The sequence below is a fragment of the Rheinheimera sp. UJ51 genome, from assembly GCF_020819615.1.
GTDB classification, from domain to species: domain Bacteria; phylum Pseudomonadota; class Gammaproteobacteria; order Enterobacterales; family Alteromonadaceae; genus Alishewanella; species Alishewanella maricola.
In genome coordinates, this window is the sequence record NZ_JAJHOG010000011.1 from 19,687 (window position 1) to 35,253 (window position 15,567).

A 15,567-nucleotide genomic window follows, 5' to 3' on the forward strand; every position below is an offset into this window, starting at 1 on the left:
CGTTGGCGTGTTACATCCAACGGTCGCTGTTGCGACGGCTTGGAATTAATTTGGGTAACAATAAACCGAATACTAAACCGAAGGTTAAAATCACACCACCAATGGTCATTGGCTGCTGCCAAAAGCTCGCTTGGGTGGCATTCAGTTCGGTGGTTAAACGCTCGTTATTACGTCGTAGTTGTTCTAATTCTTGTACGGCTAAATCACGCTCGAGTGTCACTTGATCTAAAGTGGCTTGCAGTTGGCTGGCACCTTGCTCAAGGCTATTTAAGCGCGAGCTTTGCTCTTGAAAAGTGGCCGTTAATTCACTCAGTTGGGCATTTAAACCGGGCGTAAACGTCAGATGCTCTTTTGGCAACCAAGCGGTTTTATCTTCTTCATACTGAATTTGCGCATAATCATTGTCTTCAGACAGGAATACCACGCTGCTACCGGCCGCTAACGTGCCGACGATACGATATTGATTACCCGGCCCAGAGTGCAAGTACACCACTAAGGCATCGCTGATAAAAGCCGGTTTTTGCTCAGTTTGGCTTTGTGCCGGTAACCCGCATAGCAAAAGACTGAGTAAAAATAACGAACGAACAGAGCTGCGAAATAATCTAAACATAGGTATCCTGAGACTTAATTTAAAACAGATGTCATATAACAATATCGGCGATGATAGGCAGTTGTGTGGCAATTGACAAGGACTAATAGCCGTAAGGCCAGTTCGCTGTCGGAGAGTGGTAATGAGTCTGGAACTTGAACTTAAGTATTTAATCAGTGCTGCAGATGCCGCGTTACTGCCGGATCTGTTACAGCTTTATCCCATTTTACGTACAACTGAACCGCAATCACTGTTAAATGCCTACTTTGATACGGCAGAGCATTGGTTTCGGCAACATGATATGGGATTGCGCTCGCGCTTAAAGTTAGGGCGTTTTGAGCAAACCTTAAAGCTAGCGGGGCAACAACATGGCGCCTTGCAAATTCGCCCAGAATACAATGTACCTTGTCACGGCGTGATACCGCAGCTTGACCAGTTTCCTGCTGAAGTGTGGCCCGCAGACACAGATATTAGCGCACTGCAAACACAGCTGGTTGAGCTATTTCGTACTGACTTTCAGCGCAGTAGCTGGGTGGTACAACTGCCGGATGCTGAAATTGAAGTGGTCTACGATAATGGCGAAGTGCGAGCCGGGGAGCGGCGCCAAGCGATTTCGGAAATGGAGCTGGAGTTACTTTCAGGGCGGCCACAAGCCTTGTTTGAACTGGCCGAATTCTTATTAAAAGCCTTGCCATTGCGCACCGGTTGGCTTAGTAAAGCCGCCCGCGGTTATCAACTGTTCCATAACAAAACCACTGCCAGACCCAAGCCGTTAGCTGCCCAACAAGCTGCACAACCGCTACTGGTGTATTTGCAGCGTTTACAGCAATTAGAAAACTGCTATTTGCAAGAGTTAGCGCCTGATTTGTTGAGCGAGGTCGAAGACGCGTTACAGCAACTTGCACATCAATTAACCGATGAAGGGCAACAACTCTTGTCCAGTCAGGCCCGCACTGCGGCCAGAGAGTTGGCAGAAAGCGGTGCTTTAGTCTTTAACAGTCAGGCGTATCATCTGCTGTTATTAAAGGTATCCGCTTTACTGTTACAAGACGTTTAAGCAAAGGAGTACAACATGACCGCATCACAGGCGCAGGGTAGCTATTGGCAAGCCGATTTTGAAGCCTTATCACCGCAATTGGACGCGGCCACGTTGGCTAAGCTTACTCGTCTGTTACAGTCTAGTACTTTTATTGGCCGCACGCTCAGGCAACAGCCGCAGTTGCTGGCGCTCTGTTGTGATAATGAACGTTTACAGCAGCATTTAGCCGCTGGTTTTTATGATCCCTTAACTGCCATCACTTCAACGGCTGAAAGCGACGTATTTTCTGCGTTACGTCGTTATCGAAATGCCAGTTTATGCTTGATTATGGCGGCGGATATTTTTGAATTACAACCGATTGCCGCCAGCCTGACGTCGGTATCGCAATTAGCGAATACCTTGATTAACAGCGCCTATCAATGGGCTTATCAGCAGCAAAGCCTCAGTAGTGGTCAGCCTTTAGATGAACAGGGCGAGCCCATGCCGTTACTGATCTTAGGCATGGGTAAGTTGGGTGGTGGTGAGCTGAACTTTTCATCTGATATCGATTTGATATTTACTTATCCCAGTAACGGCGAAACGGTGGGCGGCCGTCGGCCGTTAGAGCATCAACAGTTTTTCACTAAGGTCGGGCAAAAGCTGATTGCCGCCTTACATCAGGTGACGGCTGATGGGTTTTGCTATCGTGTGGATATGCGTTTGCGGCCTTTTGGCGATAGCGGGCCGCTGGTACTCAGTTTTGCAGCGCTGGAAGATTACTATCAAGAACAAGGGCGTGAATGGGAACGTTACGCCATGTTAAAAGCGCGCGTACTTAACCCCGATAAGCGTTACGCGCCTGAGTTACAAGCCTTATTAAAACCCTTTATTTATCGGCGTTATATCGACTTCTCCGCGATTGAATCGCTGCGGCGGATGAAACAGTTAATTGAACAAGAGAATCGTCGGCGCAATCGGCGCGATAACATTAAGCTTGGCGCAGGCGGGATCCGCGAAGTGGAATTTATTGTGCAAACCTTGCAGTTAATTCGTGGTGGGCGTATTCCACAATTACAGCAACAATCGCTGTTAAAGGTGTTGCCTTTACTGCAAGAGCACGAGTTGCTGAGTGCCGAGCATGCTGCCGTTTTGCAGCAAGACTATCTGTGGCTGCGTCAAGTAGAACAAGGCCTGCAAGGTATTGACGATAAACAAACACAAACCTTACCGGCCGAGGCGATGGGTCAACAGCAGTTATTAGCGTGTTTAGGGCGAACCGATTGGGCCAGTTTGCAGGCAGACATTGAAGCGGCTATGCAGCGTATTCATCAGTATTTTAAATTGGTGATTGAGCCAGAAGAAAACTTGGAATCGCAAGAGTTAAGCCTTGGGCGCTTATTGTGGGACAGTGACAGTGTGGGCCCGGACTTAGCCGAGCAAGTTGATTGGTTAGATATGGCTGAGGCAACCGCACTGCTCGAACAATTACAGCAGTTTAAATTAGATTGTCAACGCCGCTCAGTGGGCCCGCGTGGCCGTGAATATTTAGCCAAGCTGATGCCACAACTGTTGCATTGGTTACAGCATCAACAGGCTTCTAATACCATTTTAAGTCGGATCCTTGGTGTATTTAGTAAAATCGTCACCCGCACCGCCTATTTAGAATTACTTTTTGAAAATCCGCCTGCGATGCAGCAGTTGGTGCTGCTTTGCTCGCAAAGCGGTTGGCTGGCCGAGCAACTGGCCCGTTATCCGATGCTGCTGGACGAATTGATTGATCCGAGCCAGTTGTATCAGGTGGCCACCATTGATGACTATCGTGATCGCTTACGCTTATATTTATTGCGGGTGCCGGAAGATGACTTAGAGTTATTAATGGAAACCTTGCGACAATTTAAACAGGCACAGCAGCTACGTATTGCCGCAGCTGATATTTCGGGGGCTTTGCCCTTGATGAAAGTGAGCGATCACTTAACCTGGTTAGCCGAAGTGATTGTTGAACAGCTGGTGAATTTAGCGTGGCAACAAATGGTGGCTCGTTATGGTTTACCGGCGGGAGCCAGCGATCAGGATAAAGGTTTTGCGGTGATTGGCTATGGTAAGCTCGGCGGTTTAGAGCTGGGTTATGGCTCGGATCTTGATCTGGTATTCTTGCATCAATGCCGCAGCCAAGAAGGCACCTCCGGCGATCGTAGCATCGATTCGTTGCAATTTTACTTAAAACTTGTGCAGCGCATTCTACATTTAAGTACCACGCGCACCAACAGTGGCGTGCTGTACGAGATTGATACGCGCTTAAGGCCTTCCGGTAATTCTGGCTTGTTAGCTATTCATATCGACACCTATCAGCAGTATTTACAGCAGGATGCCTGGACGTGGGAGCACCAAGCTTTAGTCCGGGCGCGGATGATCTTAGGCTCGGCGGATCTGCGATCCCAATTCAGCCAGATCCGGCAACACATTTTAACTTTAGCGCGCGATCCTGCGCAATTAACCCAAGATGTGCTGCAGATGCGTGCTAAGTTGCGTGAGCATCATGGTGTCGCGACGAATGATGTAAAACACAGTGTTGGCGGTATTGTTGATCTGGAATTTCTCAGCCAGTATTTGGTGTTAGCTTATAGTAAAGACTATCCGGCGCTGTTTGAATTCACCGATAATATTCGTATCTTAGCGGCCGCGGCGGCCAGTGGTTTACTGCCAGAAGCGGAAGCCACGGCTTTAGCCGAGGCGTATCAGGTATTACGTGGCGCAGGGCATCGGCATACACTTGCGCCTGCTACGGTGAATGTAGATAGCGGCTTGGCGCAGCATCGCGCGCAGGTACAGCAAAGTTGGCAGCATTGGTTTGCCAATGCGCCAACAGCTTAAAGCTGGTAAGGGTTAGGGCCGGTCGCTACACAGTTTTGTTGGAAAAACGGATCGGTTAAATAGGTCACCACTAAAGCCCGGGCATTAGGACAAAAAAAGCCAAAAATAGGCTGCTTAAAATCCGGGCTGATGGTCACCGTCATTTCCTGTAATGCTTCGACTAAGCTGCCGTTTGTGACAAAGTACTCTTTGACAACGTAGTCGCGCGGTAACGCCCAAAATAGCTGCATTTGCTCTTGATCAGCATAATCTTGCAACACCTGCTTAATGGTTTTTCCGGCTTCAAAACGCCGACGGATCTGTTGGCCACGCCAGGTTGCGGCCGCCGGTGCGGCTACTTGCAATTCGCGTCGACGTAAACGCAAGACCAATTCATCGCTCGTATCCGGAATGGTAATAATAAAATCGCTGGCATCGCGGGTTTTTTGCAGGCTGGTGCGATAATCCGAATAAAAACGGCTAAAGCCCTCGGCGGCGGCATTCTTTTTAGTTGGATCAAACAATAGCTCAGGTTTAGTGACGAGCAAAAACACTAGGCCAATGACCAAGATCCCCACTAGCAGCTGTAATAAAATCTTCATGGGTTATAACGTCCTAGTCATATAATGACGGTGCTTCAGCATCCGGTCGGGTTTTAAACCGCCGATGCAGCCACATATACTGTTCGGGGTTTTTTAATACGGCTTGCTCAACCCACTGATTAACGCGGGTTACATCGGCGCGATCATCGCCACTGGGAAAATGATCAAACGCCGGCAGTATATCAATTTGATAGCCGCGATAATCAGGTAAACGATAAGTATAGATCGGGATCACCACGCAGTTTGCCGCATTGGCAAAAAGTAAGGTGCCGGTGGTGGTGGCGGTATCTGCCACCGCAAAAAAAGGAACAAACTCAGCCCGACTGCGGCCGTAATCTTGATCAGGAAGATAAAAACACACTTCTTGCTGATTTAGCGCTTGGATCAAGCCTTTGACATCCCGCTTGCCAATCATATATTTATTGCTGCGGATGCGACCGTGGTACTGCAGATAATCCATTAGCGGATTATTGTTCGGACGATAAAAACCAATACTGGGGTGGGTTAAGCCAATCACTCGCCCAGCCGCCTCTAAGTGTAGAAAATGCCCCGCCAGCAATAAAATACCCTTGCCGCTGGCGACCGCCTGCTGGATATGCTCGTAACCGGTAATATGTGCTAAGCGACGAACCCGCCAATCCGGCCACCACCAGCCAATTACTGTTTCAAACATGGCTTTGCCGCTTTCTTCGGCATTGCGCCATAACAAGGCTTCACGCTCAGCCGCGCTTTTCTCTGGAAAACAAAGCTCGAGATTTCGTCTAGCAATTTTTTGACGGGATTTTAAGGCTTTAAATAATAACTTTCCTAAGGCTGCGCCTAGGGTCATCAGCACACGGTAGGGTAACCAGCTGATAAGGTACATTAAGCCGACACCGATCCATAACAGCCAATAACGCGGCAATAAAAAACGCCAACTAAACTGAGGAGACTTAACCAAAATTGATATCCGAAAAAAACAAACTGTCGGTATTGTATCGAAAAAATCGCAGCAGGAAAGGTGAAACTGGTAGGAGCATACGAAAAGACGAGGTATACCGACGCGCGGTATACCTCAACAGATTTACATCGTCAGTGCGTTGTTAATGGCTAACAGGTCTTCTTCTGTTAAGTTACCGGCAGCTTGTTTGAGCTGTAACTGCGCTAGGATGTAATCATAACGCGCACCTGATAGGTTACGTTGTGCATCAAACAAGTTACGGGTGCTGAGTAAGACATCAACGATAGTTCGGGTACCCACTTCAAAACCGGCTTCGGTTGCTTGTAAGGCGCTTTGTGCTGAAATAACCGCTTGTTCTAAAGCACGGATCACAGACATTTGCGAATTGACATCGTTAAATGAGCTACGCACTTGTCGAACCACAGAGCGATAGCTTTGTTCTAAAGCTTGGCTGACTTCAACATAGCTAGCTTGTGCCACACGCACGTTTGCATCAATAGCACCGCCGCTGTAAATCGGTACAGAAAGGCTAATGCTGATTGAGCTGTTGTCAAAGCGATCAAAGCCTGATGTTTTAGATACACCTAAATTGGCAATCGCATCAACGGTGGGTAAATGACCCGCTTTCGCTAAATCAATATCAATTTCAGCCACATCTAACGAAATGCGCTGGGCTTGTAAGACCAAGTTGTTTTGCTCAGCAATGCCAACCCACTCATTGGCTGCAGCAGGCTGCGGCCGTGAGGTAGAAAATTTGTCGGTATTTAACATGGCTACTTCAGCATGATACTGACCCGTGATTTCGCGCAGGGCTTCACGGGCATTTTCTAGGTTGTTTTCACTGCTGATTTCACGCGCAACCACGCTGTCATATTGAGCTTGAGCTTCATGCACATCGGTGATCGCCGTTAAGCCTACCGCAAAACGTTGTTTGGTTTGCTCTAACTGGCGTTCTACAGAGCGTTTTTCTGCAGCCACGAACGTTAAGTTATCTTTGGCTTTTAACACGTCAAAATAAGCTGACGTTACGCGTAAGATCAGGCCTTGCACTTCAGCGTTGTAAATGGTTTGGCTTTGCAGCGCCACTTTTTCTGCGCGTGGCAAACTTTGCCAATCAAACCAATCAAACAGGCTTTGCCGCGCGGTAACGCTGGCACCGATGCTGTTACTGCCACCGAAGCGTAAATCATCGTTAGAAGAACGACCAATTTCAGCGCCAAAGCTAACGCTAGGCAGTAAACGGGCTTTAGAGATATCAATACGCGCGGTAGCGGCATCGCGGTTAGCGGCAGCACGTTGCACAACCGGATCCTTTTGGGTAGCAAGCTGATACACCGCTTTTAAGTCATCAGCCTGTAGTTGTAGGCTAAAAAAACTCAGCGATGACAGCACTAGAGTGCTTAATAACGTCTTTTTCATGTAATAAATCCTGGCTGAATAAGGAAACTGCCCAAATGATAACCTGTTAAAGTAAACTAGGTAACGTTTAAACCGTAAAGTTACCCGGTAGAGTGTAACAAAATGTGAGGGCAACCATGTCGCAATTCAAGATAGAACAGTATCCTTCTTTTCAAGCAGAAGATCTGGAAATTCTCGACAAAACCACGGTTTTTCAGGGCTTTTTTCGGATTGAGCGTTGGCAACTGCGACATAAGCTGTTTGCAGGCGGTTGGAGCCAGCCCATGACTAGAGAAGTTTTCGAGCGCGGACAGGCTGTGATAGTCTTACCTTATAATCCACAAACCGATGAAGTGGTGTTGGTTGAGCAGTTCCGCGTGGGCGTGGTCGATCAAGGTCAAAGCCCGTGGTTACTGGAATCTATTGCTGGAATGATTGACGACGGCCAAACGGCAGAGCAAACCGCTATTCGTGAAGCGAAAGAAGAAGCGGGCTTAACCTTAAGCGAGCTTTGGCCAATGTTAAATTATTTTTCGAGCCCCGGTGGCACCACAGAGAAAATCCATTTGTATTTAGCCCGGTTAACACAACCCGTTACTGGCGGTTTATTTGGGCTCGATGCTGAACATGAGGACATTAAAATGCACGTTATGCCACGGCAAACGGCCATGCAATTATTAGCGACAGGGCACATTAACAATGCTGCGACAGTGATTGGCTTACAATGGTTAGCGCTGCATTTAAGCGATGTGCAGCAACGCTGGGGTGAACGCCTTGCATAAATCGGTTTATGTACCGCAGTTACCCGACTTTTTAAGTTTGTGTGAACGCAACTATGCCGCACTGCTGCCGTTATTGCCCGAAACGCCGCAACTTGGCGAGCAATTATTTATCGCGCTGGGTGAGCAGGATATTTATTGCATAACGGTACTTGAGGTTGCGCGCTTTACCACGCGGGTGAAAATAGAGTTGAGCAGTGCCGATCATGTTTATTTTCAACCCAGTTTTGATGTGCAGCTGTACCATGATGCGCGGTTAGCCGAAGTGGTGCGAGCGCAGCAGCAATGGCGTTTTATTGGTGTGTATCCTTATCCGAATGCCACCATGTCGCAGCCTGATGAAAAACGACAAATTAATATGTTACTGCGCGATTGGTTAAACTTATGTGCGCGGCGCGGTACTCGGCAGCATTCGGCGGTGTCAGGTTAATGCTCAACTATGTCTTCCCAGCAAAAGCGGCCTATCGTTTAGTGCAAATTACCGATTGTCATTTATTGGCAGAACACGATGGCATATATCGTGATTGCCAACCGGCGGTGCACTTACAAGCGATTTTAGCGCAATTACAACTGTCGCCACCCGACGCACTCATTTTAACCGGCGATCTCACCCAAGATCACACCTTGGGCAGTTATCAATTATTGGCACAACTTTGCCAAGAGCTAAGCTGCCCTGTGTTCGTATTACCCGGTAATCATGATGATTTGGCTATGTTAGCTCAGCTGCAACAACAGCCACCGTTTCAAAGGGCAGAAAGTTTAAGCTTAGGCGAGTGGCAGCTGTTTTTGTTAAATACCAAGGGCGCGACACCTGCCGGTGAGTTTGCCGAGGATCGGCAAAGCGCTTTAGCCCAGCAGTTTGCAAAAAGTCAGGCCAAACAGTTTTGGTTGTTTTGTCATCACCACCCTCAGCCATTGGGCTGTTTTATCGATAAACATGGTTTGCGCGATCAACAGACCTTTTGGCCCTGGTTACTGCGCGAACCCAAAATTAAAGGGCTGGCGCATGGTCATGCGCATCTGGCCTACCACAAGGTGGCGCAGGGCATTGATATTGTGGGTTGCCCAGCCAGTTCGGTGCAGTTTTTAGCAAGCGATGACTGGCAAACCGTTAATGCCGGACCACAATGGTGCGAATGGTATTTTGCTGCGGCAGGTCAGGTCAGTTGGCAGTTTAAGAGGCTTTAATGCAACGAATTTTATATTTACACGGTTTTGCCAGTTCCAGTCTTTCGACCAAGGCGGTGCAAACCCAAGCTTACTTTGCGGCATTACCGAATGTGCATTTTCAAGCGCTAGATTTACCTTACACGCCCGATGCGGCGATGCAGGTATTAGAGCAAGCCATAGTGCAACCGCCAACAGCCATTATTGGCAGCTCGCTGGGTGGGTTTTTAGCCACGGTACTGGCCGAGCGTATCGGCTGTCGCGCCTGCGTGATCAACCCGGCTGTGGCACCGCATCGGGTATTAAACCAATTTTTGGGTGAGTACGAACACCCGGTGTTACAACAGCGTTATCAGGTACAAGCGCAGCATATGCAACAGCTCGAAGCCTTGATGCCGATGCAGTTGCAACAGCCCAGTCGCTATTTAGTCCTTTTGCAAAGCGGTGATGAGGTGTTAGATTATCGTTTGGCCGTGGATTATTATCAGGGCGCACAGGTTCAGCTAGTTACAGGTGGTGATCATAGCTTTGTTGGTTATCAAGATTATCTGCCACACATTGCCGATTTTTGTCTGCAACCTCAGGAAACGGGAAGCCAAATTACAGTATGACTGAACAACTTTATAATGCCGAATCGATTGAGGTTCTCACCGGTTTAGAGCCGGTGCAGCGCCGTCCAGGTATGTATACCGACACCACTCGGCCAAATCATTTAGCGCAAGAAGTGATTGATAACAGCGTGGATGAGGCGTTAGCCGGCCACGCCGATTTAGTGCAGGTGATTTTGCATGATGATCAATCGATTGAAGTTATCGATAATGGTCGAGGCATGCCGGTGGATATTCACCCTGAAGAAGGGGTGTCGGGCGTAGAATTGATTATGTGCCGGCTGCATGCGGGTGGCAAATTCTCTAACAAAAACTACCAATTCTCCGGTGGTTTACACGGTGTTGGTATTTCTGTTGTTAACGCCTTATCGAGCCGAGTGGATGTGAGTATTCGCCGCGATGGTCAGGTTTACGATATCGCCTTTGAACATGGTAACAAGGTGGCAGAGTTAGCCGTTAGTGGCACCGTAGGTAAGCGCAATACCGGTACACGCGTTCGGTTTTGGCCCACCGCCTCTTATTTTGATTCGCCCAAGTTTTCAGTGAGTCGTTTGTTACATGTATTAAAAGCCAAGGCCGTATTGTGCCCTGGTTTAACCGTAAAGTTTGATGACAAAGTTAACCAGCAACAATATCAATGGTGTTATGAAGCCGGTATTCGCGACTATCTCGCCGAAGCCGTACAGCATTTTATTGCCTTACCTGAGCAGCCGTTTGTCGGGCAATTTACCGCCAGTACCGAAGCGGTAGAGTGGGCGTTATTATGGCTGCCGGAAGGGGGGGAGCTAACCACCGAAAGCTATGTGAATTTAATTCCAACGGCGATGGGCGGTACGCACGTTAATGGCTTGCGCCAGGGGTTGTTAGAAGCCATGCGAGACTTCTGCGAATACCGCAATTTGTTGCCACGAGGCATAAAGCTATCAGCGGAAGATGTCTGGGATCGCTGCGCTTACGTGATGTCATTGAAAATGCAAGATCCGCAGTTTGCTGGCCAAACAAAAGAGCGTTTATCGTCACGGCAATCGGCGGCTTTTGTCAGTGGTATTGTCAAAGATGCCTTTAGCTTGTGGTTAAACGAGCAAACCGATGTGGCTTTAGCCTTAGCCGATTTTTGTATTAACAATGCCCAAAAGCGGCTACGGGCTGCGAAAAAAGTCATTCGTAAAAAAGTGACGTCAGGGCCCGCTTTACCCGGTAAGTTAGCCGATTGCTCGGCACAAGACTTAGCCCGCACCGAACTCTTTTTAGTCGAGGGTGACTCGGCGGGTGGCTCGGCTAAACAAGCGCGAGATCGGGAGTTTCAAGCCGTAATGCCACTGCGCGGTAAAATTTTAAATACCTGGGAAGTAGAATCTGGGCAAATCTTGGCTTCACAAGAAGTTCATGATATCTCCGTGGCCATTGGTATCGATCCTGATTCGTTAGACTTATCCAGTTTGCGTTATGGCAAGGTATGTATCCTAGCAGATGCCGACTCGGATGGTCTGCACATTGCCACCTTGCTGTGTGCTTTGTTTATGCGGCATTTCCGCCATCTAGTTGAGCAGGGCCATGTTTATGTTGCCATGCCGCCATTGTATCGAATAGACATTGGCAAAGATGTGTACTATGCGCTTGATGAAGAAGAGAAAAATGGTATTCTCGATCGTATCGAAGCGGAAAAGAAACGCGGCAAAGTTAATGTGCAACGTTTTAAAGGCTTAGGTGAAATGAACCCGCTGCAACTGCGTGAAACGACAATGGATCCGAACACCCGGCGTCTAGTACAACTGACTATAGACGACGCGGCGCAAACGATGGAATTGATGGATATGCTGTTGGCGAAAAAACGTGCTACCGATCGGCGTGATTGGCTGGAATTAAAAGGTGATAGAGCCATCATCGCTTAATCTAGGCACGGCTAAAGCATTTATGGAGTTACCTGTGAAAAAACTGCTGGTCATTCTTCTGTGGTGTTGGGTTAGTTTCGGCGATGCTGAGTCGTTACCTGATGATGTGCCTGAGTGGCTGCAGCAAGTTGCTGCAGAAAAAAATCGTGCGCCAGAACAAATGCTCGAGATTTTAACGGCTAATCAGGCGCAGTTTGCTCACTTAAGCGCAGTGGCTCAGGCTTATTGGTTAAATCATCAAGCCACCATTTTAAGTCATTTAGGTCGTTTTCAAGAGCAGCAAGCGGTGGCAGAGCAGGGTATTGCGCTACTCAAAGATAACCCGAGCAGTTTATATGCCGAGCTCAGTTATGAGCTGGGCTTTGCTTTTGAAATGAAATTAGCCTTAGCCGATGCGATGAAGTGGTATCAAAAAGGCGTGGCGACGGCAATGGCTGTCGAAAATGAAAGGCTGCGTTTACGTGGGCTGATTAATATTTCGGCGGTTGATTCGTTACAAAATCGTACGCATCAAGCGTTACAAAACTTACAAGATACCTATGCGCGAGCGACGCAATTAAAAGATAAAGAGCTCTTAGCCGAAGTAAATGCACAGCTGGGCTTGTTGTACTCTAACTTGTCGTATGAGCAAGACGCGCAAGAGTTCCTAGAGCAAGCCTTAGTGTTGTATGAAGAGTTAGGCTGGCATAAAAACCGCGTGACGGTACTGTATAATTTGGCTCGCAATTACAGCTATTTAGAAGACTTTGAGTTAGCGCTACAAAGCTTCGAGCGGATGTTGCAATCGGCCTTAAAAGAGCAAGATGTACTGAATTTGTATTACGCTTACAACGGTTTGGCGATAACCAGTAATGAAATGGACAAACCGCAAGTGGCGTTAAATTATATGGAAAAAGCCGAAGAGTATTTGGCGGTTATTCATTCCGACTATTATTTAGCCAGTCATCATTATGAAAAAGCCCTGATTTATCAAAACTTGCAGCAAAACACCCAAGCCATGCAGCAATTATTGCTGGCCGAGCAATATATGCAAACGGCAGAGAACAGTGGTTCGGGTAATATGCTGTTATCGTTTCAATTACTCAAAGCGGAATTGTTAGCGGATCAAGGGCAATATGAACGTGCTTTTCAAACTATGCGGCTTTTTGTTCGTGGTTTTCAGCAATTCCGAGATAAAGAAAACGAGTTAGAAATTGCAAAAATGCGCTTGAGTTTTGAAGCCGAGCGCGAGCAAGTTCAGCAAAATATGTTAGAGCAAGAATACCAATTAAACGCGTTACGCTTAGCAGAAGTTGAACGTAATAGAGTAATGCAATGGTTATGGCTGGGCATGGCCGCGACCCTAGGGCTATTCATACTGGTGGTGGTGTTATTACTGCGCCGCACCCGTTCAGCGAAGGCCACACCCAGCTCGCCAACACGACAGGATCAGGCATGACAGAAACCGTACTTTCCGCCGATGGCACCGAACAGCTGCCACTGCGCCGCTTTACCGAAGAAGCCTATTTAAATTACTCCATGTACGTGATTATGGACCGGGCCTTACCGCATATCGGTGATGGGTTAAAACCGGTGCAACGTCGCATCGTCTATGCCATGTCCGAATTAGGCCTGTCGCATCTGGCGAAATATAAAAAATCGGCGCGTACTGTCGGTGATGTGTTAGGTAAGTTTCATCCGCACGGTGATTCCGCGTGTTATGAAGCCATGGTATTGATGGCCCAACCCTTTTCATATCGTTATCCGTTGGTTGACGGCCAAGGAAACTGGGGTGCGCCGGACGATCCAAAGTCTTTCGCGGCAATGCGTTATACCGAAGCCAAATTATCGCGCTTTAGCGAAGTCTTGTTATCTGAGTTAGGCTCAGGTACCGCCGATTGGATCCCAAATTTTGACGGCACCCTCGAAGAGCCCAAGGTGTTACCGGCTCGTTTACCGCATATTTTACTTAATGGTATCACCGGTATTGCAGTAGGCATGGCCACGGATATTCCACCGCATAACGTGCGTGAAATTGCCAATGCGTGTGCTGAGATCTTGGATAATCCGAAAGCTGAATTAGCCGATTTATTACAACATGTGAAAGGCCCAGATTATCCAACCGATGCCGAAATTATCTCTTCTATCGAAGATATTGCTGCGGTATACGCGACAGGCCGCGGTAGCATTAAAATGCGTGCGGTGTATCTGCAAGAAGAGGGCGATATTGTGATAACGGCGCTGCCGCATCAAACGTCGGGCTCGAAGGTACTGGAGCAAATTGCGGCGCAAATGCAGGCAAAAAAGCTGCCAATGGTGTCAGATTTACGTGATGAATCGGATCACGAAAACCCCACCCGCATTGTGATTGTGCCACGCTCTAATCGTATTGATGTGGAGCAGTTAATGCAGCACTTGTTTGCCACCACTGACTTAGAGCGTAGCTATCGGGTTAACCTGAATATTTTAGGTTTAGATCACCGGCCACGGGTGCGCAATTTACTGGAAATCTTAACCGAGTGGCTGAGCTTTCGCCGTGACACCGTGCGTCGGCGTTTGCAGTTCCGCTTAGATAAAGTGTTAGACCGTTTGCATGTATTAGAAGGTTTGTTAATTGCCTTTTTAAACATCGACGATGTGATCCGCATTATTCGAACGTATGACGAACCTAAGCCTGAGTTGATCGCCTTTTTTGGGGTAACAGAGCGCCAAGCTGAAGCGATTTTAGAGCTGAAATTGCGCCACCTTGCCAAGCTAGAAGAAATGAAGATCCGGGGCGAGCAGGATGAGCTGAGCAAAGAGCGCGATAAGCTGCAGGCTATTTTAGGCTCTGAGAAAAAGCTGACTAAGCTCGTGCGCGATGAGCTGATGGCCGATGCACAAAAATACGGTGATGATCGCCGCAGCCCTATCGTGCAGCGTGAAGAAGCTAAAGCCTTAAGCGAAAAAGAATTATTGCCAAGCGAAGCGGTTACCGTGGTGTTATCTGAAAAAGGCTGGGTGCGCTGTGCCAAGGGGCATGATGTGGATGGCAACGCCCTCAGTTATAAAGCCGGTGATGCATTTAAAGCCTTGGCGAAAGGCCGCTCGAATCAACAAGCGGTGTTTTTAGATTCTTCGGGGCGCAGTTTTGCCACCGAAGCACATGAATTACCCTCGGCTCGTGGCCAAGGTGAGCCATTAAGCGGCCGTTTCGGCATTGTTGCCGGCGAAACCGTTGAGCACGTGTTAATTGCTGATGAAAAACAAACATTACTGCTCGCTTCTGATGCGGGCTATGGTTTTGTGGCGGAATTTAATGACTTACTCAGTCGCAATAAAGCCGGTAAAGCGCTGCTCAGTTTACCGACGGCGGCAAAAGTATTGCCACCGTTACCGGTTGGCAACCCCGATACCGATTTACTGCTGTGTATTTCAAACGAAGGCCGTATGCTGGTGTTCCCTGTGGCCGAGTTACCGAAGCTCAGTAAAGGTAAAGGTAATAAGCTGATGTCGATCCCGTCGGCACGTTCAGCCAGTCGAGAAGAGTTTGTCAGTTTGTTAGCCGTAGTACCGGCTGATGGCAGTGTCACCTTAGTGGCCGGTAAGCGTAAACTTAGCCTGAAAGTTGATGACTTACAGCACTATCATGGTGAACGCGGTCGACGTGGTAATAAGCTGCCACGCGGTTTACAGCGCATTGATGAAATAATTGTCAATGGCCTTAGTGATCAAACCAGCAGCCCGAGCGAATAACGTTATACTA

13 protein-coding genes are annotated in these 15,567 nt (G+C 48.1%); 9 read left to right on the forward strand and 4 right to left on the reverse strand.

The features are described 5' to 3' along the window. Positions 1-10: 10 nt before the first annotated feature. Positions 11-610 (reverse strand): TIGR04211 family SH3 domain-containing protein, encoded by a 600-nt coding sequence (locus tag LMJ53_RS13235; RefSeq protein WP_229587119.1) that lies wholly within the window; start codon positions 608-610, stop codon positions 11-13. 121 nt (positions 611-731) lie between these two features. On the opposite strand from LMJ53_RS13235, the gene LMJ53_RS13240 reads away from it, so the two are divergent. Then, the gene (locus LMJ53_RS13240; protein ID WP_229587121.1) at positions 732-1,646 is read left to right on the forward strand and encodes an inorganic triphosphatase; all 915 of its coding nucleotides are present in this window, start codon (positions 732-734) and stop codon (positions 1,644-1,646) included. A gap of 15 nt (positions 1,647-1,661) precedes the next feature. Then, the gene (gene glnE, locus LMJ53_RS13245) at positions 1,662-4,478 is read left to right on the forward strand and encodes a bifunctional [glutamate--ammonia ligase]-adenylyl-L-tyrosine phosphorylase/[glutamate--ammonia-ligase] adenylyltransferase (RefSeq protein WP_229587123.1); all 2,817 of its coding nucleotides are present in this window, start codon (positions 1,662-1,664) and stop codon (positions 4,476-4,478) included. Here the strand turns inward: glnE and LMJ53_RS13250 are convergent. The 3 genes from LMJ53_RS13250 to tolC all read right to left on the reverse strand — a co-directional run bounded on the left by LMJ53_RS13250 (position 4,475) and on the right by tolC (position 7,418). Continuing rightward, positions 4,475-5,059 (reverse strand): TcpQ domain-containing protein, encoded by a 585-nt coding sequence (locus tag LMJ53_RS13250; RefSeq protein ID WP_229587125.1) that lies wholly within the window; start codon positions 5,057-5,059, stop codon positions 4,475-4,477. The genes glnE and LMJ53_RS13250 overlap by 4 nt on opposite strands. 13 nt (positions 5,060-5,072) lie before the next feature. After that, on the reverse strand, positions 5,073-5,999 hold the full coding sequence (lpxL, locus tag LMJ53_RS13255) for an LpxL/LpxP family Kdo(2)-lipid IV(A) lauroyl/palmitoleoyl acyltransferase (RefSeq protein ID WP_229587135.1): 927 nt from the start codon (positions 5,997-5,999) through the stop codon (positions 5,073-5,075). A gap of 123 nt (positions 6,000-6,122) precedes the next feature. After that, a complete protein-coding gene (gene tolC, locus LMJ53_RS13260; protein WP_229587145.1) occupies positions 6,123-7,418 on the reverse strand; it encodes an outer membrane channel protein TolC in 1,296 nt (431 codons plus the stop codon). A 116-nt stretch (positions 7,419-7,534) separates the two neighbouring features. Between tolC and LMJ53_RS13265 the strand changes: the two genes are divergently transcribed. The 7 genes from LMJ53_RS13265 to parC are packed head-to-tail and all read left to right on the forward strand — an operon-like array spanning position 7,535 to position 15,557. Continuing rightward, on the forward strand, positions 7,535-8,179 hold the full coding sequence (locus tag LMJ53_RS13265) for an NUDIX domain-containing protein (protein WP_229587147.1): 645 nt from the start codon (positions 7,535-7,537) through the stop codon (positions 8,177-8,179). After that, on the forward strand, positions 8,172-8,606 hold the full coding sequence (locus LMJ53_RS13270; protein ID WP_229587177.1) for a DUF1249 domain-containing protein: 435 nt from the start codon (positions 8,172-8,174) through the stop codon (positions 8,604-8,606). The genes LMJ53_RS13265 and LMJ53_RS13270 overlap by 8 nt, the downstream gene beginning before the upstream one ends. Beyond that, positions 8,606-9,364, forward strand: coding sequence for a metallophosphoesterase family protein (locus LMJ53_RS13275; RefSeq protein WP_229587179.1), 759 nt, complete (start codon positions 8,606-8,608; stop codon positions 9,362-9,364). Before LMJ53_RS13270 ends, LMJ53_RS13275 begins: the two co-directional genes overlap by 1 nt. Continuing rightward, complete coding sequence (locus LMJ53_RS13280; protein ID WP_229587181.1) at positions 9,364-9,954, forward strand: YqiA/YcfP family alpha/beta fold hydrolase; 591 nt, start codon at positions 9,364-9,366, stop codon at positions 9,952-9,954. The genes LMJ53_RS13275 and LMJ53_RS13280 overlap by 1 nt, the downstream gene beginning before the upstream one ends. Further along, entirely contained in the window at positions 9,951-11,843 is a 1,893-nt protein-coding gene (gene parE, locus LMJ53_RS13285; RefSeq protein WP_229587189.1) for a DNA topoisomerase IV subunit B, read from the forward strand. Before LMJ53_RS13280 ends, parE begins: the two co-directional genes overlap by 4 nt. A 34-nt stretch (positions 11,844-11,877) precedes the next feature. Continuing rightward, positions 11,878-13,281 (forward strand): hypothetical protein, encoded by a 1,404-nt coding sequence (locus LMJ53_RS13290; RefSeq protein ID WP_229587197.1) that lies wholly within the window; start codon positions 11,878-11,880, stop codon positions 13,279-13,281. Then, positions 13,278-15,557, forward strand: a complete 2,280-nt coding sequence (parC, locus tag LMJ53_RS13295) for a DNA topoisomerase IV subunit A (RefSeq protein ID WP_229587206.1) — start codon at positions 13,278-13,280, stop codon at positions 15,555-15,557. The genes LMJ53_RS13290 and parC overlap by 4 nt, the downstream gene beginning before the upstream one ends. Positions 15,558-15,567: the final 10 nt, after the last annotated feature.